Below are 24,606 nucleotides of genomic sequence, written 5' to 3' on the forward strand. Positions count from 1 at the left end.
GAGTTCCATTCACTGGAACCCATCGCTAACTATTCGCCGTAGGGCGCCCAGATATTTTTTACTTCAGTTGCTTGTCGCAAAAATTCACGACCTTCCCCTTGAGTCGGGCTCAGCCAGTCTCGGCTCAGGCCATAGTTGACCCAAGTGCGTTTCAGACTGGCTGTAGACTCATTTTCAACCAGAGTGCTGCCTTCGGCATCACCCCAATACCAGATAGCGTCCACGTTGTAGTGAGCCGCCAAAACTTTTGCCAGTTCGTTGCTGTTACCGGTGATAATATTGATGACCCCCGCTGGAACATCGGAGGTCTCCAGTATTTGATAAAAATCCAGAGCACTTAAAGGGTGGGTCTGTGAGGGGACAGCCACAACACGATTTCCCATGGCAATAGCGGGTGCAATTAACGAGATAAAGCCCAGTAGTGGTTCCTGATCAGAACAAACCACTGCCATCACTCCGTTAGCCTCGTGCATTGCCAAAGCCACACCTCGCATCGGTACCGAATGCACAGCACCGTCATATTTGTCTGCCCAGGCTCCATAGCTGAACAGGCGCTGGATAGAAACCTCCACTTCTTCAGCTGCCTGTTTGGTGCTGCAGCCGGTTTGTTCGCTAATTCGAGCCGCAAATTCTTCAGCTCGTGCGCTAAGGTTTTCTGCAATGTAATACAGAACCTGAGCACGATTGTGGCCACTGGCCTGAGACCAGCTGGTGGCTTTGGCTGCGGCTTCTACAGCGTTGCGGATATCTTTTCGGTTGCCTTCACCACAGTGCCCTAACAGCTCACCTTTCGGTGACAGAACGTCCAGGCTGTAACCCGAGTCCGGACGTACCTGTTTCCCTCCGATATAAAACTTGGCAGTGCGATCTAACCTGTTTTGAGTACTGGTTGTGCTGATTCCGGCGGATACGCCCGGTTTCGTTTTTGCCTTGATGGGCTTTGCAGTAGCAAGGTGGCGGGGCTTCAGGTATTCGTAAAGGCCTTCCCGACCACCTTCACGTCCAAAGCCGGATTCCCGGGTTCCACCAAACCCTGCTGCGGCATCAAACTGATTGGTACAATTGATCCAGGCAACCCCTGCTTTTATCTTCGGTGCGATATCCATACACAGATTAATGTTCTCACTCCAGATGCTGGCCGCCAGACCGTAGCGGGTATTATTGGCCAGTTGCACGGCTTCGGCGGGGGTGCGGAAAGTCATGCTAACCAGTACAGGGCCAAAGATTTCTTCCTGGGCGACATAAGCTGATCCTTCCACTTCACTGAGTAGTGTTGGAGGATAAAAACAGCCGTTATCGCAGATATCTACTTTTTCCACCTGGGGCTGGTAGATTTCAGCGCCTTCTTCAACGCCTTTCTTGACTAAGGATGTGATCTGTTGAAGTTGTATCGGGTCTACTATTGCACCTAAATCAACGGTTTTATCCAGAGGGTTGCCGATGCGCAACGTATCCATACGAGCACGGATTTTTGCCAGCAATAGCTCAGCGATGCTTTCCTGTACAAGCAGTCGGGATCCTGCACAGCAGACCTGCCCCTGATTAAACCAGATAGCATCGACAATGCCTTCAACGGCGCTATCCAGGTCGGCGTCATCAAAGACAATAAAGGGCGATTTGCCACCTAATTCCAACGTTAGTTTCTTACCGCTCCCCGCAGTTTTTTCACGAATCTGTCGACCGACTTCAGTTGATCCGGTGAAAGCGATTTTACTGATGTCCGGATGTTCACAAATCAGACTCCCGGTAGTGCCGTCGCCAGTGATGATATTGACCACCCCCTTTGGTAAACCTGCCTGTTGGCAGATCTCGGCAAATAGCAATGCGCTGAGACTTGTGTATTCTGCCGGTTTCAGTACGACGGTATTACCACAGGCCAGAGCGGGGGCTACCTTCCAGGCGAGCATCAGCAGCGGAAAGTTCCATGGGATAATCTGTCCAACGACTCCCAGGGCTTCCTGTTCAGGCATTTCGCTGTCCAGCAATTGTGCCCATCCAGCGTGATGATAAAAGTGACGAATCACTAACGGGATATCTGCGTCGCGGCTCTCGCGGATGGGCTTTCCATTGTCCAGCGTTTCCAGCACGGCAAACAGGCGGGCGTGCTTCTGTATCAGGCGTGCCAGGGCATACAGGTGGCGGGCCCGTTGGTGTCCATTCAGGGCGGACCAGTCTGATTGTGCTTTTTTTGCAGCTTTTACCGCTTTATTAACAGTATCAGTACCGGCTGCGGATAAAGATGCCAGAACAGTACCGTCTGCCGGATTACGGCTATCAAACCGCTGCTCTGATTCGTCAGTATGGAATTTACCGTCTATAAAATGGCCGAAACGACGCTGATGTTGGTCAAGCCATTGTAATGCTGCCTGACTCGTTTCCGGGGCCGTTCCATAGTCCATGTTTTCAAAGATTGTCATTAGGTTCATTCTGTTTGCTCAGCAGATAGGATGACGGAAACCGGCGGAGTAGCGACCGCTAACGGCGTGTTCCAATTGGCGTTCGATATCGCCTAGAAGGCTTGAAGCCCCAAAGCGAAATAACTCTGGACATAACCAGTCATTGCCCAGTTCCTCTTTGATCAGCGATAGATAAACCAGTGCGTCCTTAGCTACACTGATGCCACCGGCAGGCTTGAAGCCAACCTTGTACCCTGTAAGCTGGTGGTAATCCCGGATCATTCGCAGCATAACCAGACTCACTGGCAGCGTGGCGTTAACGGGTTCTTTACCAGTCGATGTTTTAATAAAATCGGCACCGGCCATCATGCAAACCTGAGACGCTTTGGCGATGTTTCTCAGTGTTCCCAGTTCTCCTGTGGCCAATATGGTTTTCATATGGGCAGGACCGCAGGCTTCTCGATAGGCTTTTACCTCGTTGTACAGCGCCTGCCAGTCCCCGGAAAGAACATAGCGCCTGGAAATGACGATATCTATTTCGGTTGCTCCGGCGGCAACTGAGGCTTCGATTTCCTTGATACGTAACTCAAATGGAATCAGCCCTGCAGGAAAACCCGTAGAAACCGCAGCCAATCCCAGGTTGCTGCCCTCCAGGGCTTTACTGGCGGGAGCTAACATTTCGTGATAAACACAGACAGCTGCAGTAGTCAGTTTTAATGCTTCGATTCCCAGTGCTGCAACTATATCGTCGCGAATGGGCTTTCGAGCCTTCTGACACAGTCGGCGAACCCTGCTGGGAGTATCGTCGCCCGACAGGGTGGTGAGATCGATGAAACTGATGGCTTTTAATAACCAGGCAACCTGGTAGTCTTTTTTTACACTGCGGCGTGCACCCAATGAGGCACAGCGTCGTTCTACTGCACTGCGATTAACCCGAATGGCTTCTATAGTATCTAGATTTAAGTCGGTACCCGGGTTACGTGCTTCTTCATTATCTCCTGTTTTTGGAAGACTGGCTGAACGATGCGTGGAAGCGCTGTTTGTTTTAGCCACCTCCGGCAGATCCAGCGTGGATAGGTTACTCGTAGTGTTCATAAAAAAGCCTTTTGTCACCGCAAGCAAAGACGGTGAGTAGGTTGTTGGCATTAAGCAGGTCATTGACACAGGACAGGTCGATAGTGAGTATCCTCAGCTGTTTGTGCTCAAAACCTGTGATTGCTCATGCCTGGTTTTATTTGCTGCATTCATCAGGGCGACCAGCTCTTCTGCTGAAGTCTCACCCATCACCAAGTCTGTAATAACTCCGGTACGTAAGGCTGCGAGTGTGGCTTTACCTTTGTCGTCACCACCGGCGATGGCGACAACCTGACGACCTCGAATATCCTCGATTCCGAGGCCGACACCTCGACGATTGACTTCACTGACAACCTGCTGGCCATCAATGTCGATAAACTGGCCCATAACATCGCTGGCGGCGCCATTGTGGTTCAGTGCATGCCACTCATCATCATCGATCATACGTACGCGGCATATGTGGGCATCAGCTTCCAGGCTGCCAATACCAATGACAAAGAGTTCGGATTTTCTGGCCACATCCAGCATTTCTTTGACTGTTGGCTGAGACATCAGCATTTCTTTCTCTTGCTCATTGGTTGCGATGTAGGGAACGGGAAGCAGAAAACCTTCACCGCTTGTCCGTTCTACAAGGCGGTGTATGACATCAAAGGGGTTCGTTGAAAGTTTGCGGGTGAGGCTGCCGGATACTGATACAAATTTCAGCTCGGGCATCGACATTGTAGGCATTCTCTCCACCACTGCAGACAGTGAACGGCCTTTACCAACCCCAATAAGAGTAGGCTTTTTATTCTGCAGGGTTGCATGAAGAAAGCGGGCTCCAGCGGCGCCAACAGCAGAAAACTTTGCCAGAGGGGAGCGGTCAGAATCATTGTAAACAGCCGGTGCCACCACACAGGAGCTGAGCCCGAACTGTTGGATTATTGCCTCTTCTAAAGCAACACATTTGGCCGGTTCTCCTTCTATGAAAACCTTTACCAGATTGTGCTGTTGAGCCAGTGCAATCAAACGGTGGGCTTTGGCTGAAGAAACCTGTAAGCGCTTTGCCACCTCTCCTTGAGTGTAGCCGCCTATATAAGAGAGCCAAGCTGCTCGGGTGGCCAGATCAAGTTGTTCCTGGCTAAGGGGGGGTTTAGTCGCCATAGCGTTGATCATCTGTCTCTAGTTGGATTTTTATTGGTTAGCACTGAGTTTCGATTTGTTACAGAGTATTGAAAAAAATCGCACCCAGTGAATTATTTTTCAATTTTTACCAGTCTGATCTGTAAAGGTCAATAGAAATGAATTCACAAAAACAGTGGTTTTTGTGAAATATTATTCAGTGAGTGGAAAAAAAATCAATATTTTAGGGTGTTACAGATGAGTTCAATCAACTGCTGTATCAGGATAAAAAGGTGTTTTTTTATCTGAACAACAGATCCCTGAGTTGTTGAGAGCATGGCTTTGGTCGAATAATGGAAAGATAATGGATTTTGATAACAGATTGTCGTTGAAAACTGGACGGTAGTTTTTACCGGGTTATACTGCCGCCATGGCTAAAAAGACACCCGCTGCCCGTGGCAGAAAAAAGCAAAATAAACCCGCTCGATCCCGCTCGTCCCGGTTTTTGACCTTCTTGTTTAAGCTCTCTCTTGTAGGCTTTGTAGTCGGTGGAATAGGGCTGATTTACCTGGATGCAACCATTCGAGCCAAGTTTGAGGGTAAGCGCTGGGCATTACCCGCCAAAGTTTACGCCCGTCCCTTGGAACTCTACGCAGGGCAAGCTCTAAAAGCGGAAGACTTGCGTCTGGAATTAAAAAGTCTTGGCTACCAGGCCGTCAAAAACGTCTCTCGACCAGGGCAGGTGTCAGTTAATGGTAATCGGATGCGGATTCGCACACGGGGATTTGGGTTTGCCGATGGGCAGGAACCTTCTCGCACGATTAATCTTAGCTTCAATACAGGCGGGCTTCACTCACTGGCTGATAAGCAAGGACGTGCTCTGCCTGTTGCGCGACTGGAACCGGTGCTGATAGGAGGGATCTACCCTGCTGATAATGAAGACCGGGATTTGGTTAAACTGGAGCAGGTTCCAAAGGCACTGATCCAAGCACTGGTCAGTGTCGAAGATCGAAGTTTTTACGAACACTATGGCATCTCCTTAAGAGGGATTGCCCGAGCAATGTGGAGCAATATTGCTGCCGGCAGGATGGTACAGGGAGGGAGTACGCTGACCCAGCAGCTGGTGAAGAACTTCTTTCTGACCAGCGAACGTACGCTCTGGCGCAAACTGATTGAAGCTCCGATGGCGATGTTGTTGGAGCTTCATTACAGTAAGGATGAGATTTTACAGGCATACTTGAATGAGGTTTATCTCGGTCAGGCCGGTGCTCGTGCTGTTCACGGTTTTGGGTTAGCCAGCCAGTATTATTTTGGTCGACCCTTGGATAGCCTGTCTTTGGATCAGCACAGCCTGTTGGCTGCTTTGGTGAAGGGGCCCTCTTATTATGATCCGAGGCGACACCCGGAGCGGGCATTAAAACGCAGAAATCTGGTTATTGATTTACTTCGCCAACAGCAATACATCAGTGATGATTTAGCTGATAAAGCCAAAAAGCGTCCATTGGGATTAGTCTCAAATAAGACTCTGGTTAAGGGGGCATTTCCCGCATATTTGGATCTGGTCAAACGACAGCTTCGTCGGGATTATCGTCAGGAAGATCTGGCCTCTGAGGGGTTGCAGGTATTTACTAATCTGGATCCTATCGTACAGCTGAAAGCAGAGGCCAGTCTGGCCAAAGTAACAGGGCAATTGGCTAAACGACATGGCAACAAGCTCAAAGATATTGAGGGAGCCGTTGTTGTTGGAAATAGCCAGACCGGTGATGTAGTTGCTGTAGTTGGCGGGCGTAATGCCCGTTTTCAAGGGTTTAACCGGGCTTTGGATGCTATCAGGCCCATCGGTTCGCTTGTTAAGCCTGCGGTCTTTCTGGCTGCATTAGAACAGAGTCGGCAATATACCCTGGTATCGCAAATCCCTGATACACCACTGCGGATAGATAACCCGAATGGAACAACGTGGGAGCCGAGGAACTTTGACAAAAAAAGCCATGGTACTGTCCCACTTCACCAGGCGTTGGCCCGGTCCTATAATCTCGCAACCGCTCGCCTTGGTATCGACATGGGAATGGATAAAGTGATTGATACTTTGCAGCGATTGGGAGTGCGAAGGGATATTTCCCCTTATCCTGCAACTCTGTTGGGCTCCTTGAGCCTGAGTCCTTTGGAAGTGATGCAACTTTACCAGACGGTAGCTTCCAACGGTTTTGAAACACCCTTAAGGTCTATTCGATCTGTGCTTACAGCGGACGGGAAGGTTCTATCAAGTTATCCTTTTGAACTGGAACAAAAATTTGATCCTGCCATTATGCATTTACTGCAATATGCGCTTCAGGAAACTGTACGAGAAGGCACTGCTAAATCCGTCTATAAGCGCTTTCCGGCATCTTTAAATCTGGCAGGAAAGACCGGAACCACCAATGATCAACGGGATAGTTGGTTTGCCGGGTTTACTGGAGACTACCTGGCCATCAGCTGGCTTGGCAGGGATGACAACAAACCGACACCTCTGACCGGTAGCAGTGGTTCTCTCCAGGTTTGGTCAGAATTGATGACTCGATTGCGCCCTCAGTCCTACCAGGCTGTCATGCCGGAAGCGGTGAGTTATCATTGGGTTGATGATCGTACCGGTTGGTTGACGGATGAAGTTTGTCCGGGAGCCCGATTAATACCGTTTGTCGATGGCTCTGTACCCGAACAAAAGCGTGGATGTCCGGAATCGTCTAAAGTCAGAAAGGCTGTTAACTGGTTCACTCGTTTATTTAGTAGTTAACGTTTAATCGTTAACTAGTCGCTGCTTTCAGTAGTTAACCGGAACTGCTGATGGTTAGTGCTTATCAGTAATTATTTGTAAGTAGAGATTAGAAATTTAATGACTAGGGCCCAAAAAGCAGTATTGTCCATTTTCCTACCTGTGATCCTTGCCAGTTGCGCTACTCATGATCCGAATCTGGTTGGGGTTGAAGACCGTTCAGGGCAGTCTCCTGGCCGGTCGTCATCTCAGGTCCTTATTCCTTCTCAGACAGGGACTCTGGAGACGGGAAATGCTACTGGAAACGAGTCTACAGCACGGTCCTATCCGGCTGATTCTTCTTCAATCAGCGGGCAACCCTCAGAGGGATCCGAAGCAATCCCGCAACCTATTAATATTGAAGCGCCGGTGATGACGGTTCAATCGAAACCACCCAGTGGTGCGCTGTTGGCCCTGCTTGAACAGGCAGAATCTCAACAACAGGCCGGTAACAATCAACGTGCTCTTTCATCGTTAGAGCGGGCTCAGCGGATTGCTCCCAGAGACCCCGCTGTCTATTTACAACTCAGTCGGTTACGGCTGGATATGAAAGATTATCAGCGAGCAGAGCAGTTGGCACGTAAGGGCCTGAGCCTTTCATCCGGTAATAAACAAATGCAGCGTGCTTTTAATACACTGCTTAAGCAAATCAAGCGGTAACTCAACTGTTAAATCTCTGCTAGCCTAATAACCATAAGGACTACCGCTTCTGGCAGTCCTTCAGGAACAGGAGTGTGCACAGATGAATAACAGTTGGATGTATTTATTGGTTGCAGTCGGTTTTAGCTTTGCTCTCCAGGCTCAGGCTGATGATAACACCGTGGAATATTGTGAATCTGCTGCGGAGCTGGCCAAGCAGGGGCAGAATAAAGAGGCACTTGAAGAGGCTCGGTGGTGTGTAGAAGGGCTGGAGCAGGAGCTGCAGGCCTTGGAGAAAGAGCTGTTCAGTAAAACGATTGGGGATTGGAAGCGTGGCGAAGTTCGGCAGAACAAAGGTATGGGTATGTTTATCACGGAGACTAGTTACACTCGCGATAATATGAAGATTGACATGACCCTGACTGGAGGAAGTGGTGCCATGGCGGCAGCGATGGCGCAAATTGGGATGATGCAAGGTGGCAAGCGGGTAAGGCTGGGAAAACATCGAGGTGTGATGACCCCCAAAGGTGAATTAAGTGTCAAACTCAATGATGGGCGGATGTTGATGTTTAAATCCCGTAATGCTGGAGCTGACGAACTACAGGCTTTTGCCAAGCAGTTTCCGGTAGCAGATTTGGATGGTAGTTAAGTCGTCGGCAGTCAGAGGCGATAGCGGGTTAACGCAATCCCGGCCAGAACAATTCCCAGTGCCAGCAGGCTCTGGCTTGTCACAGGTTCATTCAGAAAAAGGGCTCCGGAGAAAAATGCCACCGCCGGAATAAGATAGTTGATGGTCGATAGAAAGGTTGGTCCGGCCCGTTGAATAACCTGAAAATAAATAATGGTGGCGATACCTGTTGGCCCAATACCCAGCCAGATGACCGCAATTAACGAGCTGGTGCTGAAGTTTGATAAGGAAAAATAAGCCGCAGTTGATTCTGAGTTGAGTACTGAGGTTAGGATACCGCTTTGAAAAGCCCAGATAGGTAGCGACATAATAGAGCCTGCTATAAGGACTCCTGCTCCTGCCACCAAAGGGGTAAAGCTTGGCAGTAACCTCGCCAACACAGTATTCAGGGCATAGCAGCAGGCTGCTATTAGCACCGATAGTGCACCCAGTATCTCATGGCGTTGGCCTCCCAGTACTGGTCCTAACAGCAATACGATACCGCTGATCCCGACGGCAAATCCCAGTATCTTAAAGCGATTTAAATTCTCTCCCGCAACAAAGTAGTGAGCTAATACCATTGTTGCCAGAGGCATAATGGCCATAATGACCCCTGCCATCCCTGAGGTAATGGATTTTTGACCCCAGGCAATCAGGAAGAAAGGAAGTAGATTCCCAATCAAGCCCATCAGGAAAAAAGCAAACCAGGCCCGTTTGTCGGTGGGTAAGGTTAATTTTTTAACAAATAATGCGGCTACCAGCACAGCTGCGCCGAGTAGCACACGCAAAGCCACGATGCCTACAGGGCTTATACTGTCCACCGCAAAGGCTATTACAAGAAATGAAGTTCCCCAAAGAAATATCAGACAGAACAGCAAAATCCAGTTAACAAGTTGGAACGACATCAAATCTTTTCCAAAAAAACGATCATCATATCCAGTTGTTTCAGAGAACGCACTGCATCTATCTATTCTTTTTGCGGTTTCAGCGGCAGTACCGACACGTTGGCACTCTGGAGTCTGCAAGCGCGAGCAGATTCAATCAATTTACAGCGACTGATTTATATTTATCAGTAGCTATCTGTCTATAGCTAAGAAACAGACGGCAGGGAATCAGGGTTGCACAGTTGGGCTGCTTAGCTAAAAGCGAATAACTTTATCGCAGCAATAGTGGCCATCAATCGAATCAGCCACTTAAACTGGTTTAGCTTAAGATGGCGTAGAAGTTGGTAACCGATGGCTGCTCCGACGATGAGTCCGGGTAGACACTGCAAGCTCACTAAGGTCGTCTGCCAGTTTACTAGTCCGAGAAACCAAAGTACTGGAACTTTAGCAAGATTGATGATTAAAAACCCCCAGGCTCGGGTGCTCACGTAGGCTTCTTTGGAAAGCCGTTGTTCCATCATAAAAAGACTGAATAACGGACCTGCTGCATTGGCAATAAGGCTGACAAAGCCAGCGCATAAACCGGTTATATAGGCTGAAGTGGGGTGGCGCATAAATTTGGCCGGTTTGTGGTCCAGCCATACTCCAAGAACAACGATCAAAACGATAGTAATGCCCAGCATCATGGTGAACATCTCTGTATTGATCTCAGAGAGTAGCCAGCCTCCTAGTGCAACACCCACGAAGCCTACTGGCAGAAGGCGAGCCAATACCGGCCATGCGATATCTTTACGGTACATGGCTATTGCCATTAAATCGGTGATTATATAAATCGGGATAAGTATCCCCAGTGCTTGTGTACCTGGGAATGCAATCATTAGGACGGGCAGTATCAATAACCCCATTCCCCCAACAGAAAACTTGGAGAATCCAGTTATGAGGCCAGCGGTCAGAAGGCTTAATAGCGTTATGTCCAAAGTTTAACTCCTGGGGTGTTTTGAATGGCTGCGCTAGCATAGTTAAAAAAATGAGTTCAAGATAACGACATCTTTTGCTTAAAATGATCGGAAAAAACTATCATGACTAATGATCAATTGCGGTCCTTTGTTGCCGTGGTAGAGCATGGAAGCTTCAGGGCGGCCGCTGAGCATATGTTTAAAACCCAGTCGACAGTAAGTGCTGCAGTAAGAACCCTGGAGCAGCAGTTTGATTTCTTGCTGCTGAGTCGGGAGAGTTATCGACCGACGTTGACCACTGAAGGCAAGGCTTTCTACCAGCAGGCAAAGCATCTGCTGGCACAAGCTCAACAACTGGAATTGCTGGGACATCAGCTGGCTCAAGGGGCTGCGCCTACATTGTCTATATCATTAAGCGCCATGTGTGCTATCCCTCCAGGACTGAAGGCTTTAAAGCGTTTCTGTGATCAATACCCGAAAATGAGGCTTAATATAACGACCGAGCATTTGTCTGGTGTTTTAGAACAATTGCGAATCGAGAATGCAGATCTGGCAATTGGACCCCATCATGGTTTGGATGGCCGCTATGAGTTTACTGAGATAGCCAAGGTTTCGATGGTTACGGTCGCTGCCCCTGGGTATTTAGATCAACCTTCCGGGAAAGAGATCAGTCAACAGAGCATCCGCTCTTATCCTCATATACTGATTTCTGATAGTGGTTCGTCGCCATTGGATCATGTCAATGTGATACCTGGAGGACGACGTTGGTATGTGAATGATTATCAAATGAAAAAAACCTTGATGCTGGCAGGCATGGGGTGGGCGCGTATGCCTGAGCATATGATTGAGTCAGAATTAAAGGCAGGAAAACTGGTCCCTCTAAGCATAGAGAACTTTAATTGTGACAGTCGAGAGCCTGTTTACTTAATACGGTTGCGCCATCAACCTCTGAGTGAATTGGCCAGTGAATGTTGGAAAGCCTTGGCTGGATTATAATGGTAGCTGGCGTTATGAGAATAAAATGACTGGAATCAGCTTCATATGTCATTTCTGATGGTTATCAACGGCAATGACTATAAAGCAGCATGATATTTATGGTATACCGGCAGTTATCAATACAGAGAAGTTGTTTAAACATATTGTTGTCCACTGTCTAGGTTTGTGATGAGAAGCTCATGCCTGGAGTGCAGATTCCCAACATTTAAGAGGTGTTAAGGCTATGGGCATAATTGATGGACTAAAGCGGCAGTTACGGTCGGTTATTCAGTGGGATACTGATGACAATGAATTGTTGTTCTATCAATGGAGCGACAATGGCGATGAAATAAAAAATGCTTCCAAGGTTGTTGTTGGCCCAGGGCAAGGCTGCATCTTCGTATATCGCGGTAAAGTTAAGGGAATGCTGCATAAAGAAGGGATTTATCCTATAAAAACAGCAAACATTCCTTTTATCACCACGTTGAGCAAATTCATGCAGTTCTTCGAGAGTGAGCACAAAGTGGGGATCTACTTTTTCAAGAAAACCAAGATTCTCGATCAAAAATGGGGTACCAGTTCCGTCATTAAATATCAGGACCCAAAATATGATTTTCCGGTGGGACTTAAAGCCTACGGAAATTATAGTTATCAGCTGGCAAACCCTCGTAGTTTTTTTGTTAATGTGATGGGAAGTCGTGATTCTTTTGGCGTTCAGGATCTGCGTGAAGTGATGTCAAAACGAATAATTCATCCTTTGAGTGACTATTTGGCTGAGAGCAAGTTCAGCTATGTCGAGATTGACGCCAATCGTGAAGAAGTGGCGCAGGGGATGGCGGAAGTACTACAAGCCGACTTTGATAAACTTGGTTTTCGCATTACTGATTTTCGTATAGAGGGCACTGATTTTGATGATGAGACTCTTAAGCGCGTCAATCGAATCGCTGATGTGACCGCAGAGGCTTTTGCTGCTGAAAAAGCCGGAGTGAATTTTGCTGAGCTTCAACGACTCGAGGCATTGCGTGAAGCCGCAGCCAATGAGAGTGGTGCAGCAGGTGCTGGGGTGGGTATCGGTGCAGGTATTGGTTTGGGGCAGCAGATGGCTCAGTCAATGTCAGAAACTGTGTCAGAGAACAGGGCGCCGTCGAATACATCTGAAGATGATATTCTAGGTAAGTTGGCCAAACTTAAGACGTTGTTTGAAAAGCAACTGATTACCGAAGAAGAATATGCTGCTAAAAAGAGCCAACTATTGGAAGAGTTGTGAAATTGTAGAGGTTGTCAGTGGCAAAGTGTCGACATTGCTCCGCTCCGATGAGAGCCAATAACCAAAATTGTCAGTATTGTGGCGTCCGAAATGATGTAGATCTGCATGGGCGTCTCAGTTTTCATATGGTTCAGCCTGATTCTGACCGGCTCTGTCCCAATTGTGAAAAATCAATGCAGACTATCGATTTAAAAATCGACGGTAAATTCTATATCGAGCGTTGTGTCTCCTGCTATGGGCTATTTTTTGATTCCGGTGAGATAGAGGATGTGCTTGATCACGGCGTCTCTCATGATAATCATATCAATAATCAGCTGATTACTAATGTTTCAGAAGATCGCTATGAAAGTGGTAAGGAGATCAAATACAGAAAGTGTCCGGTGTGCCAAAACTTTATGCTAAGGCGGGCATTCGGATACAGAAGTGGTGTTGTGGTGGATCGCTGTATGGATCACGGGGTCTGGCTTGATAGCGGTGAGCTGATTCATTTGCTTGAATGGAAGAAAGCGGGTGGACAGATGGCTGATGATAAGCGGACTCGAGAAAAGCTAGCAGCCGAGCAACGTAAAACAAATACTGCCGATATGAGTAGACTGTCATCAGGTTCATCGTTGCGATCAGGCTCAAGGTATGAATCGAGCAGCGGCTTACCTGATTTGGAAGATATTGTCGGTGATGCTCTTTCCTCCCTGGTGAACACATTTTTTCGATAGTTTAACCGGCAACCGTTGGCTTGAAAGCGGTTGCTATCTGGATAAAGCAGAGACTAGCTGAAACAGAACTCGCTACCTGAGTGCAGCTGAGCTATTCAGTAATTCGGGTTCAGCTTAGCGCTTGTACCGAAAGAAAGCTGCTTCAGGACCAGTAAGGATTTGAAGCAGCTATTTCCATGTAGCAATAGTCGACTTAATATCTGACAACTATCAACTTAAAGAATATCAACCTAAATATTATCAACTAAAGGGTGGCGAAAACCTTTTCGGCTGCATCCAATGTGTATTGGATATCTGCATCGGTATGGGCTGCTGACAGGAAACCCGCTTCATAACTGGCGGGTGCCAGGTAGACACCAGCATTCAGCATGCCATGAAAGAAGCGATTAAAGCGTTCATTATCGCAGGCCATGACTTGCTGATAGTTGGTAATCTTGGGCTCTTCCGTGAAAAAACCTCCAAACATGGTGCCCACGTGATTGGTAGTGAATGGAATACCAGCTTTCTCTGCGATTTTTCGCAAGCCTGTTACAAGCTGCTCAGTTTTGGAAAATAATGGCTGGTAGAATCCCGGTCGACTGATTTGTTCCAGCATCGCTAATCCGGCTGCCATCGCTACTGGATTTCCAGACAGGGTTCCTGCCTGATAGACCGGCCCCAGCGGGGCTATATGTTCCATAATCTCTTTGCGACCGCCGAAGGCGCCGACTGGCATACCTCCGCCAATGACTTTACCCAGAGTAGTCAGATCAGCCTTGACACCGTAGTGGCCCTGAGCACCCTGCAACCCCAAGCGAAACCCCGTCATTACCTCATCAATGATCAACAGACTGCCACTTTGATCACAGACCTCTCTCAGTGTTTCCAAAAAGCCTGGAACCGGTGGAACGCAATTCATATTACCAGCTACCGGTTCAACAATGATACAAGCGACCGTATCGCCGATTTCCGCAAAGGCCTTTTTAACCCCTTCAATATCATTATAAGTGAGGGTTATCGTGTGCTCAGCCAGCCCAGCCGGTACACCTGGCGAGCTGGGAACACCGAAAGTTAATGCTCCGGAACCTGCCTTGATCAGTAGAGAGTCGGAGTGGCCATGATAACAGCCTTCAAATTTAACGATCTTATCTCGTCGCGTATAGCCTCTGGCCAGGCGGATTGCACTCATGGTTGCTTCTGTTCCGGAGCTAACCATTCGAATCATGTCTATATGAGGAAGCAGATCACAGATTTTGGTTGCAAGCTGGGTTTCTATTTCCGTGGGAGCACCAAAGCTCAGGCCCTTTTTCATTTTCTCCATCACCGCTTCGGTGATGCTTGGGTGAGCATGGCCTAGAAGCATTGGTCCCCAGGACAGCACGTAGTCAACGTAACGTTTGTCATCGGCGTCAAAGATATAAGGACCTTCTGCCCGCTCGATAAATATCGGAGTCCCACCCACCGCCTTAAAAGCTCTGACAGGGGAATTTACGCCGCCGGGAATAACAGTTTTGGCCTGGTCAAACAGTTTTTCAGATTGGGTCATTAAGCTGTCCTTCGTTTTCTACTTAATAGCCAGTAGCCGTATTTATCCACGTATTTTTTGTAAATACGGCTTCTGACTATTACTTTTGTTGGTCTCTATATGAGTTATGCTCAGCTTTTATCGTTATTGGCTGAATATGTGGGTATATTGTTGGGCTCGCGCTTTTACGTTGTCTGCCGCGAATAGACTGTGAACTACAGCAAGCATGTGGGCACCCGCTTTAATCAGTTGGTCGGCATTATCTACCCTAATTCCACCTATAGCTACTATAGGAATCTGTAACTGTTGACGGGCGTCATGTAACAGCTCGATGGATGCTGGCTTAGCGTTGGGCTTCGTACTGGAAGGGAAAAACGCACCGAAGGCCACATAATTTGCACCTTCATCTTGAGCCTGTAGTGATAAGTCCAGTGAATTGTGACAGGTGACGCCGATAATTGAGTCTGTTCCGAGTTCGCGGCGGGCCTCTTCTACACTGCCGTCCTGCTGGCCCAAATGGACTCCGGATGCTGAAGCCTCAATGGCCAGGTCTATGTCATCATTTATCAGCAATGGCCTGTTGTATTGACGACAGATCTGGACCAATCGCCTGGCTTGGGATAGCCGTTTTATCGAATCCTTGCTTTTGTCTCTATATTGTATGAGGGTGGCGCCTCCCTGCAGGGCCTGCTCCACTTTGTGGAAAAGAACGTCTTCTGGCATCAGCTGTGCGTCGGTTATCCCGTAGAGGCCTGCCAGTGGGGATTTGCATGTAGTGGTCATTGTCAGCTTACAGCTCTTGTCGGTCAGTAAAAAATCGGATGATATCATCTCTTAACAGGATGCCTCGGAGGGTCGTCCGATTAGTTGCGGATATAAGACTAACAGATGGATTACTATTAGCGGCGATTTTTCTATTGCTGACAATATACAGGACATCTACATTGTGTTGATCCAGCGCCCGTAGCGCTTCTTTCAGTGTCGCTGTTGAATGAATAGGAATGAGGTCTTTTCGCAGGCCGGGTATTTCCAGCAGGTCAACCGTGTCTGATTCCTGGGGTTGATCCAGATAAAGCTGCAAATCTGCTGCTGATAGCAGTTTGCAAGGCTGTTCATTCTCATCGCTGCTTTCATCGTAAACTAACAGCCACTCAGTTTCTGCAGTTAATGCGGCTTGGGCATCTTTAACAGAGAGCATTCTGGGCCGTTGCACAAAGTTGTTTCGCATTCGGCTGGTGACGCTGGCGCGTTCAAGAACTGAATCCAAGGGCGCTCTTCGCCAGTCGAGGCCTCTGGCCACAAGGATTGCCTGGAACACTGAGCCTGCCGGAAAGAACTGTCTACAGACAAGACTGGCAGTAACCGTTGCTGCCATTGCAGGGAAGATTACATTGGAGTTGTGGGTCAGCTCTATAACAGCCATTAGTGCTGCCAGCGGGGCTTGCAGTACTGCGCCCATCATCGCCCCCATTCCCAGCATGGCATAAAAACCAATCTCAGATACGGGGATATCGACCGCATAACCGCCTAGATAGCCAAGGGTTGCACCAGCTGCTGCACCAATAAAGAATGTAGGCCCGATTAATCCCATTGGAACCCCGAGGCCAATAGATACTGCTGTTATCATCAGCTTTACCAGAGTGAGCCCCAGTAGCAGTTGCAGCCCCAGGTCTCCGTGAAGTATTTGAGTCACGGAGTCGTAGCCAAGACCCATGATCTGGGGGTAGAACAGCGCTGCTGTGCCAGTGAACAGACCGGCTAAAATAAGTCTGACAAAGAGTGGAATGCGAACGTTCTTTACTGTCAGCAGGACCGTGTGATTAAACAGCAGTGAGAGCAGGCCGATAACAAACCCTAAAAATACTACAAAAGGGATTTCAGTCAGTGATGCTAGCTGAAATGCTGGAACTACAAAGGCGGTTTCACTACCCAGGACTAATTGCATTATAAGTGCTGAAGTTGCTGAAGCTATGGTGACGGGGATAAACCCAATCACTGAATACTCCATCATCACAACTTCCATGGCGAAAATCACACCGGCGATTGGCGTATTGAAAGATGCAGATATTGCTGCTGCCGTGCCGCATCCCACTAACATTCGAGTACTATTGTTTGGTAGCTTCAACCATTGACCCAATAGGCTGCCGCTGGCCGCTCCAAGGTGGACGGCGGGTCCTTCCCGCCCTGCGGAATGACCAAAGAGAATTGCAAGTGCGCCAGTGATAAACTGAACGATTACGTTAGGCAGCGGTAACTGTCCTTGGTGGTAACCTAAACGTTCGAGCACATGGGGAACACCGACTCGGGAGTGTTCATAGGATACTGAGATTAAAATTACTGCAATAATCAGGCTACCGGCAATAGGTAAAAAGAACTTCCATAATTGGGATATAGCTTCGAAATTTTCAGCATCCCCACCCGGTAGCAGCTGTTCCAGTGGCCAGCTAATTACAAAACGAAATGCCAGGATTATCAAACCGGTAAACAGGCCACAGAGCATTCCAAGTATAACCAGTTGTGGCATTGCCTCCACATGGGCCAGTCTGTTTCTGAAGTGAGTGATTGAGAGTGAATCCATCCGCATAGTAAAGAAGCTCAGTCAACGAAATTATCATTAATGTTTTAAAGAAAGAGTACAATCAGGAGTTCCATTCGTCGTAGCCTTCTTTCGCTTTTGCCTGCGGCGACTTATTATAAGCACTTTTTTGGAAGTTCCCTGATTTTTTATTGGGCGATGATCTCTAAAACTGGCAAGGTTCAGGTTGTCTGAGATTGTTGTAACAGCTTAAAGGGCTTTTATTGATTGTTTGGACCGCGTTCCGACAGTCAGCTTATTGTCAGAGGTTATTGTGATTAAGGTAGGTATTGTTGGTGGTACCGGGTATACCGGTGTGGAGTTGTTGAGACTGTTGTCTCTGCATCCTGACGTAGAGGTTGCAGTTATAACCTCACGTTCAGAAGAAGGTGTTCATGTAGCTCAGATGTACCCTAATCTGCGAGGATATGTAGATCTGCGATTCACAGTACCAGATCTTGAGCAGCTGGCTAGCTGCGACCTTGTCTTCTTTGCGACTCCTCACGGTGTGGCGATGGATATGGCACCTCAACTGATGGAGCGTGGTGTCCGTGTAATTGACCTGGGGGCAGACTTTCGAATTAAAGACCTGCAGACCTGGTCCAAATTTTACAATATGGAACACACCGCGTCAGAGGCCGCAGCAGAAGCTGTTTACGGCTTACCGGAAGTTTATCGACAACAGATCCGTGATGCACGGCTTGTGGCGAATCCTGGATGTTACCCCACTGCGGCTCAATTAGGTTTTTTACCTCTGTTGGAGCAAGGGCTTATCAATAGGCGAAGATTGGTTGCTGACTGTAAATCAGGGGTGAGTGGTGCAGGTAGAGGAGCCAATGTGGGCTCGCTGTTATGTGAAGCCAGTGAAAGTTTTAAAGCTTATGGGGTTTCCGGTCACCGTCATCTGCCTGAAATAAAGCAGGGATTATCGGAAGCCGTTGGATTCCCGGTAGGGCTGACGTTTGTTCCCCATCTGGTCCCAATGATTAGAGGGATTCATGCAACTCTTTATGGAGTGCTTAAGGATCCAGTGGATAATCTTCAGCAGATTTATGAAGAGCGTTATGCGGATGAGCCTTTTGTTGATGTCATGCCAGAAGGAAGTTTGCCGGAAACCCGCTCAGTGAAAGGCGGAAACGTCTGCAGAATTGCGGTATATCGCCCACAGGGTGATGATACTGTCGTGGTACTTTCGGTGATCGATAATTTGGTCAAAGGAGCTGCTGGCCAGGCTGTTCAAAATATGAACATCATGTTTGGGCTGGATGAAAAAGCCGGGCTGAATATCGTTGGTCTGATGCCTTAAAAGGTTGGATCTGCTTGAGAGCCATATCCGTTTGGTCCATAACTGATGTTGTTATTATCTGGTAAAGAAGACTAGTCGCAGCGAGTTTGGTGTAGCTCTTAAGTAAAATACTTGAGTAAAATGCTTGGGTACTGGCATAATGTATTCAGTAATTGCTGGTACCTGTTGGAGGTTTCATGAGTGCGGTTGAAGAATATGTTGCGGAGGCATTGGTTTTTACCGATGCTGCGGCTGCAAAAGTGAAAGACCTTATCGAGGAAGAAGAGAACGACAACCTGAGGTTGCGGGTTTTTGTTACCGGGGGTGGATGTTCTGGATTTTCCTATGGTTTTTCTTTCGATGAAAATGAAAACGAAGACGACACCAAGGTGGTTAATGACGGTGTTACCCTGGTAGTTGACCCTATGAGTTTTCAGTATCTGGCCGGTGCTGAGGTCGATTATAAAGAGGGCCTTCAGGGATCTCAGTTTGTGATCAAGAACCCTAATGCTACAACGACTTGTGGTTGTGGATCCTCTTTCTCCATATAAGCTAGCTTTCGCTTTGAGTTTAATCTACTAAGTTGCTGGATACGATTCCGTTTTTAGGATCGTATCCGGTTTTATTTTCGCCGACCTGTTTGTCCGCTTTTAGTCTCACGATATTTTTTCTGCTTTACCTGTAACGTTTTCCTGTTATTCGTACTCTTGGTTATTAACTTCGAGAGGATCAATAGGTGAATTACGCTCCTTTTCAAACCCAGAATCGTCGAGCCTTTCTCAAATTATTGGCTGCCCAGTTACCAATAGCCGGAGCTCTTTGGGCCGGCTCCCTCAAGGCTTCAGCTGCGGGAAGACATGGAATTGAAGGGCAACAGGCCCCTCCATTGAATCTGGACTATTGGATCGATGGCGATGGCAAGCGGACTCGGTTTGATATAAAGAGCACCGAAGGAAAATGGGTATACCTCAAATGTTTCCAGAACTGGTGTCCTGGATGTCACAAGTATGGTTTTCCGGCTTTACAGCGGGTTCAGCAAGCCTTTGGCAGTGATGACCGAGTGTCAATCCTGGCTGTTCAAACGGTGTTTGAAGGCTTTGCCATTAATTCGAAAAGCAGTCTAAGAGAGCTGCAGTTGCGCTATCAGTTGCCTGTTCTGATGGGGCATGATGCGGGTGATCCAAACGGAGATCACTTTCCTCAGACGATGAAAAATTACCGAACCGGTGGTACTCCCTGGGTTGTTATCATTGATCCCAGTGGAAAAGTTGTCTTCAATGAATTTCATATTAATGCGGATGGTTTTATTGAATATTTGCAAGGAGTGCTTTCTTAACACTCTCAGGCTCTACTGGTCAGGCTTGATAAATTCCGCCAAGAACTCTATGTCCGTTAGCCCCTGTAACAGCAGGGAGATTGCTACAGGTGCCGTCAAGACAGGCTTTCGCAAGCCAGGCGAAAGCCATTGCTTCCAGCCATTCACAGGGCAATCCTACTGAATCTGTTGTAATAACCGGTGTGGGGTCTAGTATCTGGGTCAAACGTTTCATTAAAGTTTGGTTTCGAGCACCACCTCCGCAGACAAACAGTTCCAGAGGTTCCAGTTGATGACTTTGGATTGCGTTGCCAATGGTTGTGGCAGTGAATTCAAGTAAGGTTGCTTGAACATCGGCAGCAGCGATAGGCGTTGCTAGTGATTGCAATACATGGTCAAGCCAGCCGATGTGAAATAGCTCGCGTCCGGTGCTCTTGGGTGGTGTCAAATTCAGATATTGGGTTTTCAACATTAAAGACAGCAGGCGTTGATCAACATTGCCACAGGATGCCCATTCTCCATTTTTATCAAAGCCTTGGTTTTGATGGCGTTCGATCCAAGCGTCCATTAGTACATTTCCTGGACCTGTGTCATAACCTAAAGTACTTTTATTGATGTCTTTTTCCAGTAAGGTTACGTTGGATATGCCACCGATATTGAGAATGATACGATTGCTCTCTTGGCTCTTCAGGTAATATTCGTGAAATGCCGGTACTAATGGTGCTCCTTGGCCACCGGCGGCCATGTCCCTTCGTCGAAAGTCTGCTACAACACGTATACCTGTTTGTTCCGCTATAGTATTTGGGTCGCCAATCTGCAGTGTGAAAGGGTAATCCCCCTCAGGGCGATGGCGTATAGTCTGTCCATGGCTGCCAACAGCGTTAATTGATTGAGGATCGAGCTGAGCTTTTTTCAGCAGTTGCTGGATTGCTCGTACTTGTAGTTCTGCAAAACGGATATCAGTACAGCCCATTCTGTCTATTTCATTGTTTCCCGGTTGAGTTAAGGCAGTAAGTTCTGATCTTAACTGAGTCGGAAACGGTTCCAGGTGGGAAGATACCAGCTTTGGAAAGTTATTTGACAGATCAACCACGACCGCATCAATGCCGTCCAGACTGGTGCCCGACATTAAGCCGATGAACAGATTTGAATCCATGATTTACCCTAATCCCGACCTTATTTTATTGCTTTGATGCCAGTTGTGTTTGTGCGAATGTCTGTAACTGGACCAGCATTTCTTTCGCCTGTGGCCGGAATTTTTCCATCTCTGACTTTGGTAACGGGCGTGCCTGGGGTAAAGGTACAGTCAATGGATTTCTATGAACACCGTTAACACGGAATTCATAATGTAAGTGTGGACCCGTTGCATAACCTGTGCTGCCAACGTAGCCAACAGTTTGGCCCTGTTTGACCCGCTTGCCTCTTTTCATTCCCGGTTTGATCTTATTCATATGAGCATACAAAGTGGTGTATTTTTGGCCATGCTGAACAATAACCGCTTTACCGTAGCCCCCTTTGCGTCCTGCAAAGACTACCTTTCCATCACCTGAGCTTCGGATTGGAGTGCCACGAGGGGCTGCGTAGTCAACGCCACGGTGAGGGCGACTGGTTTTAAAAATAGGATGTTTTCGGTTGGGATTAAAGCGAGAGCTTATACGAGTAAAGTCGACAGGAGTTCGCAAAAACGCTTTACGCATGCTCTTTCCATCGGGAGTGTAGTAATTGCTATTTCCCTTGCTGTCGGTATAACGGATAGCTTGGAATGAATTTCCTTGGTTAGTGAATGAGGCTGCTACAATAGCTCCATCTTTAATAACCTTACCATCAAGGATTAGCTCTTCATAAATCACACTGAAGCTATCTCCCTTGCGTATGTCCAGGGCAAAGTCGACATCCCAGCCAAATATGCTGGCCAATTCCATGATTTTCTTTTGGCTTAACCCTGCTTTCTGTCCTGCCAGGAATAAGGACTGTTCGATATTTCCTTGCTTATATACGTGACGTTGTTCCGGAGTTCGCTCCAGTTTTTCAAGCTTATAGCCTGTTTCTGTCTTGGTAATTAACGTGCTTAACAGTGGAGATTCTTCATGTTTGATTTTATTGAGCACACCTCCTTCCATTAGAAATTCGAGATGTTGTCCTGGCATCAGCCGATTGAAAGGTTTAGCCGGCTTGATACCGTTAATAAGAGGATACATCTGATTTGCACCTAAGCCTGCTTTTTTAAACAACGTGGTGAGGTTATCGCCGGATCGAACCCTGATTCGTAACCAGTTCTCTTCGGGCTTGGGAGCGAGGGCTGAAAGTGCAGAGCCATCAGTCGAGTTATCAAGAGATGGTATTTGTTCCACTGGGGTTGTTTGCTTTTCTATTGCAGAGGTTTCTGTATTTTCCTGCTTTGTTCTGTCTTCTCTTATGCTGATTGTCTTTAACTCGGTTAAGTCTGGTTTAACTGAGTGCAGAGTGGAGGGTGCTACCGATGATTGAGTGTCTTCCGTTATTGTCTCTGAAGCTGTTGGTGTGCGCAGTACAATTTGTTTACGGGTGTCGGGTTGTTGTTCACTGGATGATGCTTCTGTGTTTTCTTTGTCGGCGATTACTTCTTCATTGGGAATAAAAGACAGGATCGCAGCTAAAGTGATAAGACAGAGGGAGCCAGCTACCAGATGCGTCTTGGGGAATTTTTTGGTGATGTTGAGTAGGTTCAAAAGGCCTTCCTTTAGACGTTGCTATCTTTGTTTTCGACCATTATAGGAAATCCATTAGCGATCATCCAATGATCCGTGTCCAAATAATGTCAGGTTGTTTGAGAATGTTCGGGTCAATGGTTAGAATACGCGGTTCTTAGAAGGCCTGTGACCAGTGTTAGGGCCAACGGTTCCATGGTAGAACCGCAGACAGTATAGGTAGCAAGTAAATGACAGTCGAAAACGCACTTCTGAAAGACCTTCAGGCCCGTGGTCTTATTGCACAGATGACCGGTGATGGTGAGCTGGATAAGCATTTGTCAGAAGGTCCGCGAACGCTCTATTGTGGTTTTGATCCAACAGCAGACAGTCTGCATATCGGCAGCTTGGTCCCCTTGTTAGCATTAAAGCGTTTTCAGATGGCTGGTCATAAGCCATTAGCATTGGTCGGTGGTGCTACCGGTCTGATCGGAGATCCAAGTTTTAAAGCAGAAGAAAGAAAGCTGAACACCCCTGATGTAGTCGATGGTTGGGTTAGCAAAATAAAAGATCAAGTCAGCCAGTTTATTGATTTTGATAGTAGTTCCAGTTCGGCGGAAGTGGTCAATAACCTGGATTGGACTGCTGATATAGATGTGCTGTCCTTTTTACGGGATGTTGGCAAGCACTTTTCGATCAATCAAATGATTGCCAAGGAGTCGGTTAAACAGCGTATTGACAGAGAAGGTGAGGGGATCTCATTCACTGAGTTCACCTATATGATTCTTCAATCATTTGATTTTCAGATGCTGAATAAAAACCATCAGTGCTCGCTCCAGATTGGTGGTAGCGACCAGTGGGGAAATATTACCGGTGGAACTGAACTGACTCGCCGGATGAATGGAAATCAGGTATTTGGTCTTACTTTGCCGCTGATCACCAAGTCTGATGGCACTAAATTTGGGAAAACCGAAGCCGGCACCATCTGGTTGGATCCGACGAAAACCTCTCCTTATGCTTTCTATCAGTTTTGGATGAATACAGCTGATGCTGATGTATACCGATTCCTGCGCTACTTCACTTTCTTGTCGATTGACGAGATCGAAGCGATTGAACGTCAGGACTCCGACGCTCAGGGACGTCCCCAGGGGCAGGCTGTGTTGGCCCGTGAAGTAACAAAGCTGGTCCATGGGGACGAGGGTCTTCAGGCGGCGGAACGTATTACTCAAGCATTGTTTAGCGGTGATTCTTCAGAGTTGGGTGAGGATGACTACCAGCAGCTGTGTTTAGATGGTCTGCCATCAAGCCGGATCAATATTATTGAACTTGCTGAAAAGCCATTGACGACCCTGTTTACTGAAGCCGGTGTCGTTAAAGCAGGTCGTGAAGCTAAGGATGCTCTTAAGAATAAGGCTGTCATTGTGAACGCAGAGCCTGTAGGGCTGGATCAGAATATGAATGCTAGCGATGTATTTTCGCCGTCAAAAGCGCTGTATGGGCGTTTCTTTCTTGTTAAACTGGGTAAAAAGAAACACCATCTATTTGTTTTGTAATGAATGTTTGCTGTTTTTGAAAAGGCGCTGATCGGCGCCTTTTTTGTGGATGAAAAATATTTTCGAAAGGTTGTTGACGACAGTGCTCAGGTCTGTAGAATACGCCCCCACGTTGTCGCTGAAGGCGGCAATAGAAGTCCAGCAAAACCCAAGCAGCATCAGGTTTTGCAGCGGTTGATTGAAGATCTCACCGAGGTGAATGACTGAATCAACCGGCTGAAATAAACAGTTGACTTCGAGATTGGCGC

The 24,606-nt window shown here is 47.6% G+C and carries 21 protein-coding genes; 10 read left to right on the forward strand and 11 right to left on the reverse strand.

Going from position 1 to position 24,606, the window contains the following annotated elements; translation table 11 throughout:
• Positions 1-29: 29 nt before the first annotated feature.
• From BGP75_RS15670 to BGP75_RS15680, 3 genes are all read right to left on the reverse strand, one after another.
• Positions 30-2,417 carry an aldehyde dehydrogenase family protein gene (locus BGP75_RS15670; protein ID WP_233152943.1) on the reverse strand — a complete coding sequence of 796 codons (2,388 nt, stop codon included), beginning with the start codon at positions 2,415-2,417 and terminating at the stop codon, positions 30-32.
• A gap of 18 nt (positions 2,418-2,435) precedes the next feature.
• Positions 2,436-3,491, reverse strand: coding sequence for a deoxyribose-phosphate aldolase (gene deoC / locus BGP75_RS15675; RefSeq protein ID WP_083704858.1), 1,056 nt, complete (start codon positions 3,489-3,491; stop codon positions 2,436-2,438).
• A 93-nt stretch (positions 3,492-3,584) separates the two neighbouring features.
• Positions 3,585-4,613 (reverse strand): sugar-binding transcriptional regulator, encoded by a 1,029-nt coding sequence (locus BGP75_RS15680; protein WP_076719769.1) that lies wholly within the window; start codon positions 4,611-4,613, stop codon positions 3,585-3,587.
• 388 nt (positions 4,614-5,001) lie between these two features.
• On the opposite strand from BGP75_RS15680, the gene mrcB reads away from it, so the two are divergent.
• The 3 genes from mrcB (at position 5,002) to BGP75_RS15695 (ending at position 8,647) form a co-directional block, all read left to right on the forward strand.
• Positions 5,002-7,341, forward strand: coding sequence for a penicillin-binding protein 1B (mrcB, locus tag BGP75_RS15685; protein ID WP_076719770.1), 2,340 nt, complete (start codon positions 5,002-5,004; stop codon positions 7,339-7,341).
• 99 nt (positions 7,342-7,440) lie between these two features.
• The gene (locus tag BGP75_RS15690; RefSeq protein WP_076719771.1) at positions 7,441-8,019 is read left to right on the forward strand and encodes a tetratricopeptide repeat protein; all 579 of its coding nucleotides are present in this window, start codon (positions 7,441-7,443) and stop codon (positions 8,017-8,019) included.
• Positions 8,020-8,101: 82 nt separating this feature from the next.
• Entirely contained in the window at positions 8,102-8,647 is a 546-nt protein-coding gene (locus tag BGP75_RS15695) for a hypothetical protein (RefSeq protein ID WP_076719772.1), read from the forward strand.
• A gap of 11 nt (positions 8,648-8,658) precedes the next feature.
• Here BGP75_RS15695 and BGP75_RS15700 read toward each other — a convergent pair whose 3' ends face one another.
• Together BGP75_RS15700 and BGP75_RS15705 are read right to left on the reverse strand one after the other, a co-directional pair.
• Entirely contained in the window at positions 8,659-9,570 is a 912-nt protein-coding gene (locus BGP75_RS15700; RefSeq protein WP_076719773.1) for a DMT family transporter, read from the reverse strand.
• 230 nt (positions 9,571-9,800) lie between these two features.
• Positions 9,801-10,526, reverse strand: coding sequence for a sulfite exporter TauE/SafE family protein (locus tag BGP75_RS15705; protein ID WP_076719774.1), 726 nt, complete (start codon positions 10,524-10,526; stop codon positions 9,801-9,803).
• Between the two features lie 102 nt (positions 10,527-10,628).
• Here BGP75_RS15705 and BGP75_RS15710 point away from each other — a divergent pair, with 102 nt between their 5' ends.
• The 3 genes from BGP75_RS15710 (at position 10,629) to BGP75_RS15720 (ending at position 13,460) form a co-directional block, all read left to right on the forward strand.
• Complete coding sequence (locus BGP75_RS15710; protein ID WP_076719775.1) at positions 10,629-11,501, forward strand: LysR family transcriptional regulator; 873 nt, start codon at positions 10,629-10,631, stop codon at positions 11,499-11,501.
• 223 nt (positions 11,502-11,724) lie between these two features.
• Positions 11,725-12,747 carry an SPFH domain-containing protein gene (locus tag BGP75_RS15715; protein ID WP_076719776.1) on the forward strand — a complete coding sequence of 341 codons (1,023 nt, stop codon included), beginning with the start codon at positions 11,725-11,727 and terminating at the stop codon, positions 12,745-12,747.
• 125 nt (positions 12,748-12,872) lie between these two features.
• Positions 12,873-13,460, forward strand: coding sequence for a zf-TFIIB domain-containing protein (locus tag BGP75_RS15720; RefSeq protein WP_255395941.1), 588 nt, complete (start codon positions 12,873-12,875; stop codon positions 13,458-13,460).
• Between the two features lie 244 nt (positions 13,461-13,704).
• Here the strand turns inward: BGP75_RS15720 and hemL are convergent, their stop codons facing one another.
• From hemL to BGP75_RS15735, 3 genes are all read right to left on the reverse strand, one after another.
• Positions 13,705-14,985: a glutamate-1-semialdehyde 2,1-aminomutase gene (gene hemL, locus BGP75_RS15725; RefSeq protein ID WP_076719778.1), complete on the reverse strand. Its 1,281-nt coding sequence runs from the start codon at positions 14,983-14,985 to the stop codon at positions 13,705-13,707.
• Between the two features lie 123 nt (positions 14,986-15,108).
• Complete coding sequence (gene thiE / locus BGP75_RS15730) at positions 15,109-15,747, reverse strand: thiamine phosphate synthase (RefSeq protein ID WP_076719779.1); 639 nt, start codon at positions 15,745-15,747, stop codon at positions 15,109-15,111.
• 7 nt (positions 15,748-15,754) lie between these two features.
• Positions 15,755-17,488, reverse strand: a complete 1,734-nt coding sequence (locus BGP75_RS15735; RefSeq protein ID WP_233152944.1) for a chloride channel protein — start codon at positions 17,486-17,488, stop codon at positions 15,755-15,757.
• A gap of 325 nt (positions 17,489-17,813) precedes the next feature.
• Between BGP75_RS15735 and argC the strand changes: the two genes are divergently transcribed.
• From argC to BGP75_RS15750, 3 genes are all read left to right on the forward strand, one after another.
• Positions 17,814-18,845, forward strand: coding sequence for an N-acetyl-gamma-glutamyl-phosphate reductase (gene argC, locus BGP75_RS15740; RefSeq protein ID WP_076719781.1), 1,032 nt, complete (start codon positions 17,814-17,816; stop codon positions 18,843-18,845).
• 176 nt (positions 18,846-19,021) lie between these two features.
• Positions 19,022-19,375, forward strand: a complete 354-nt coding sequence (erpA, locus tag BGP75_RS15745; RefSeq protein ID WP_076719782.1) for an iron-sulfur cluster insertion protein ErpA — start codon at positions 19,022-19,024, stop codon at positions 19,373-19,375.
• A 185-nt stretch (positions 19,376-19,560) separates the two neighbouring features.
• Positions 19,561-20,160 (forward strand): peroxiredoxin, encoded by a 600-nt coding sequence (locus BGP75_RS15750; RefSeq protein ID WP_083704853.1) that lies wholly within the window; start codon positions 19,561-19,563, stop codon positions 20,158-20,160.
• A 19-nt stretch (positions 20,161-20,179) separates the two neighbouring features.
• Here the strand turns inward: BGP75_RS15750 and BGP75_RS15755 are convergent, their stop codons facing one another.
• The gene (locus BGP75_RS15755) at positions 20,180-21,295 is read right to left on the reverse strand and encodes an anhydro-N-acetylmuramic acid kinase (RefSeq protein WP_076719783.1); all 1,116 of its coding nucleotides are present in this window, start codon (positions 21,293-21,295) and stop codon (positions 20,180-20,182) included.
• Between the two features lie 25 nt (positions 21,296-21,320).
• A complete protein-coding gene (locus tag BGP75_RS15760; RefSeq protein ID WP_076719784.1) occupies positions 21,321-22,847 on the reverse strand; it encodes a peptidoglycan DD-metalloendopeptidase family protein in 1,527 nt (508 codons plus the stop codon).
• Positions 22,848-23,056: 209 nt separating this feature from the next.
• Between BGP75_RS15760 and tyrS the strand changes: the two genes are divergently transcribed.
• Positions 23,057-24,358 (forward strand): tyrosine--tRNA ligase, encoded by a 1,302-nt coding sequence (gene tyrS, locus BGP75_RS15765; RefSeq protein ID WP_076719785.1) that lies wholly within the window; start codon positions 23,057-23,059, stop codon positions 24,356-24,358.
• Here the strand turns inward: tyrS and BGP75_RS27445 are convergent.
• Positions 24,344-24,606: hypothetical protein (locus tag BGP75_RS27445; protein ID WP_233152945.1), on the reverse strand; the 263-nt coding region annotated here is incomplete at its 5' end. The two genes, tyrS and BGP75_RS27445, sit on opposite strands and share 15 nt — an antisense overlap.

Source organism: Motiliproteus sp. MSK22-1 (genome assembly GCF_001968815.1).
Lineage (GTDB): Bacteria > Pseudomonadota > Gammaproteobacteria > Pseudomonadales > Balneatricaceae > Motiliproteus.

Coding starts and splice junctions, on each gene's coding strand:
- BGP75_RS15670 (WP_233152943.1), bottom strand. CDS start 2,417: ATGACAATCTTTGAAAACATGGACTATGGAACGGCCCCGGAAACGAGT.
- deoC (WP_083704858.1), bottom strand. CDS start 3,491: ATGAACACTACGAGTAACCTATCCACGCTGGATCTGCCGGAGGTGGCT.
- BGP75_RS15680 (WP_076719769.1), bottom strand. CDS start 4,613: ATGGCGACTAAACCCCCCCTTAGCCAGGAACAACTTGATCTGGCCACC.
- mrcB (WP_076719770.1), top strand. CDS start 5,002: ATGGCTAAAAAGACACCCGCTGCCCGTGGCAGAAAAAAGCAAAATAAA.
- BGP75_RS15690 (WP_076719771.1), top strand. CDS start 7,441: ATGACTAGGGCCCAAAAAGCAGTATTGTCCATTTTCCTACCTGTGATC.
- BGP75_RS15695 (WP_076719772.1), top strand. CDS start 8,102: ATGAATAACAGTTGGATGTATTTATTGGTTGCAGTCGGTTTTAGCTTT.
- BGP75_RS15700 (WP_076719773.1), bottom strand. CDS start 9,570: ATGTCGTTCCAACTTGTTAACTGGATTTTGCTGTTCTGTCTGATATTT.
- BGP75_RS15710 (WP_076719775.1), top strand. CDS start 10,629: ATGACTAATGATCAATTGCGGTCCTTTGTTGCCGTGGTAGAGCATGGA.
- BGP75_RS15715 (WP_076719776.1), top strand. CDS start 11,725: ATGGGCATAATTGATGGACTAAAGCGGCAGTTACGGTCGGTTATTCAG.
- BGP75_RS15720 (WP_255395941.1), top strand. CDS start 12,873: ATGGTTCAGCCTGATTCTGACCGGCTCTGTCCCAATTGTGAAAAATCA.
- hemL (WP_076719778.1), bottom strand. CDS start 14,985: ATGACCCAATCTGAAAAACTGTTTGACCAGGCCAAAACTGTTATTCCC.
- thiE (WP_076719779.1), bottom strand. CDS start 15,747: ATGACCACTACATGCAAATCCCCACTGGCAGGCCTCTACGGGATAACC.
- BGP75_RS15735 (WP_233152944.1), bottom strand. CDS start 17,488: ATGCCACAACTGGTTATACTTGGAATGCTCTGTGGCCTGTTTACCGGT.
- erpA (WP_076719782.1), top strand. CDS start 19,022: ATGAGTGCGGTTGAAGAATATGTTGCGGAGGCATTGGTTTTTACCGAT.
- BGP75_RS15755 (WP_076719783.1), bottom strand. CDS start 21,295: ATGGATTCAAATCTGTTCATCGGCTTAATGTCGGGCACCAGTCTGGAC.
- tyrS (WP_076719785.1), top strand. CDS start 23,057: ATGACAGTCGAAAACGCACTTCTGAAAGACCTTCAGGCCCGTGGTCTT.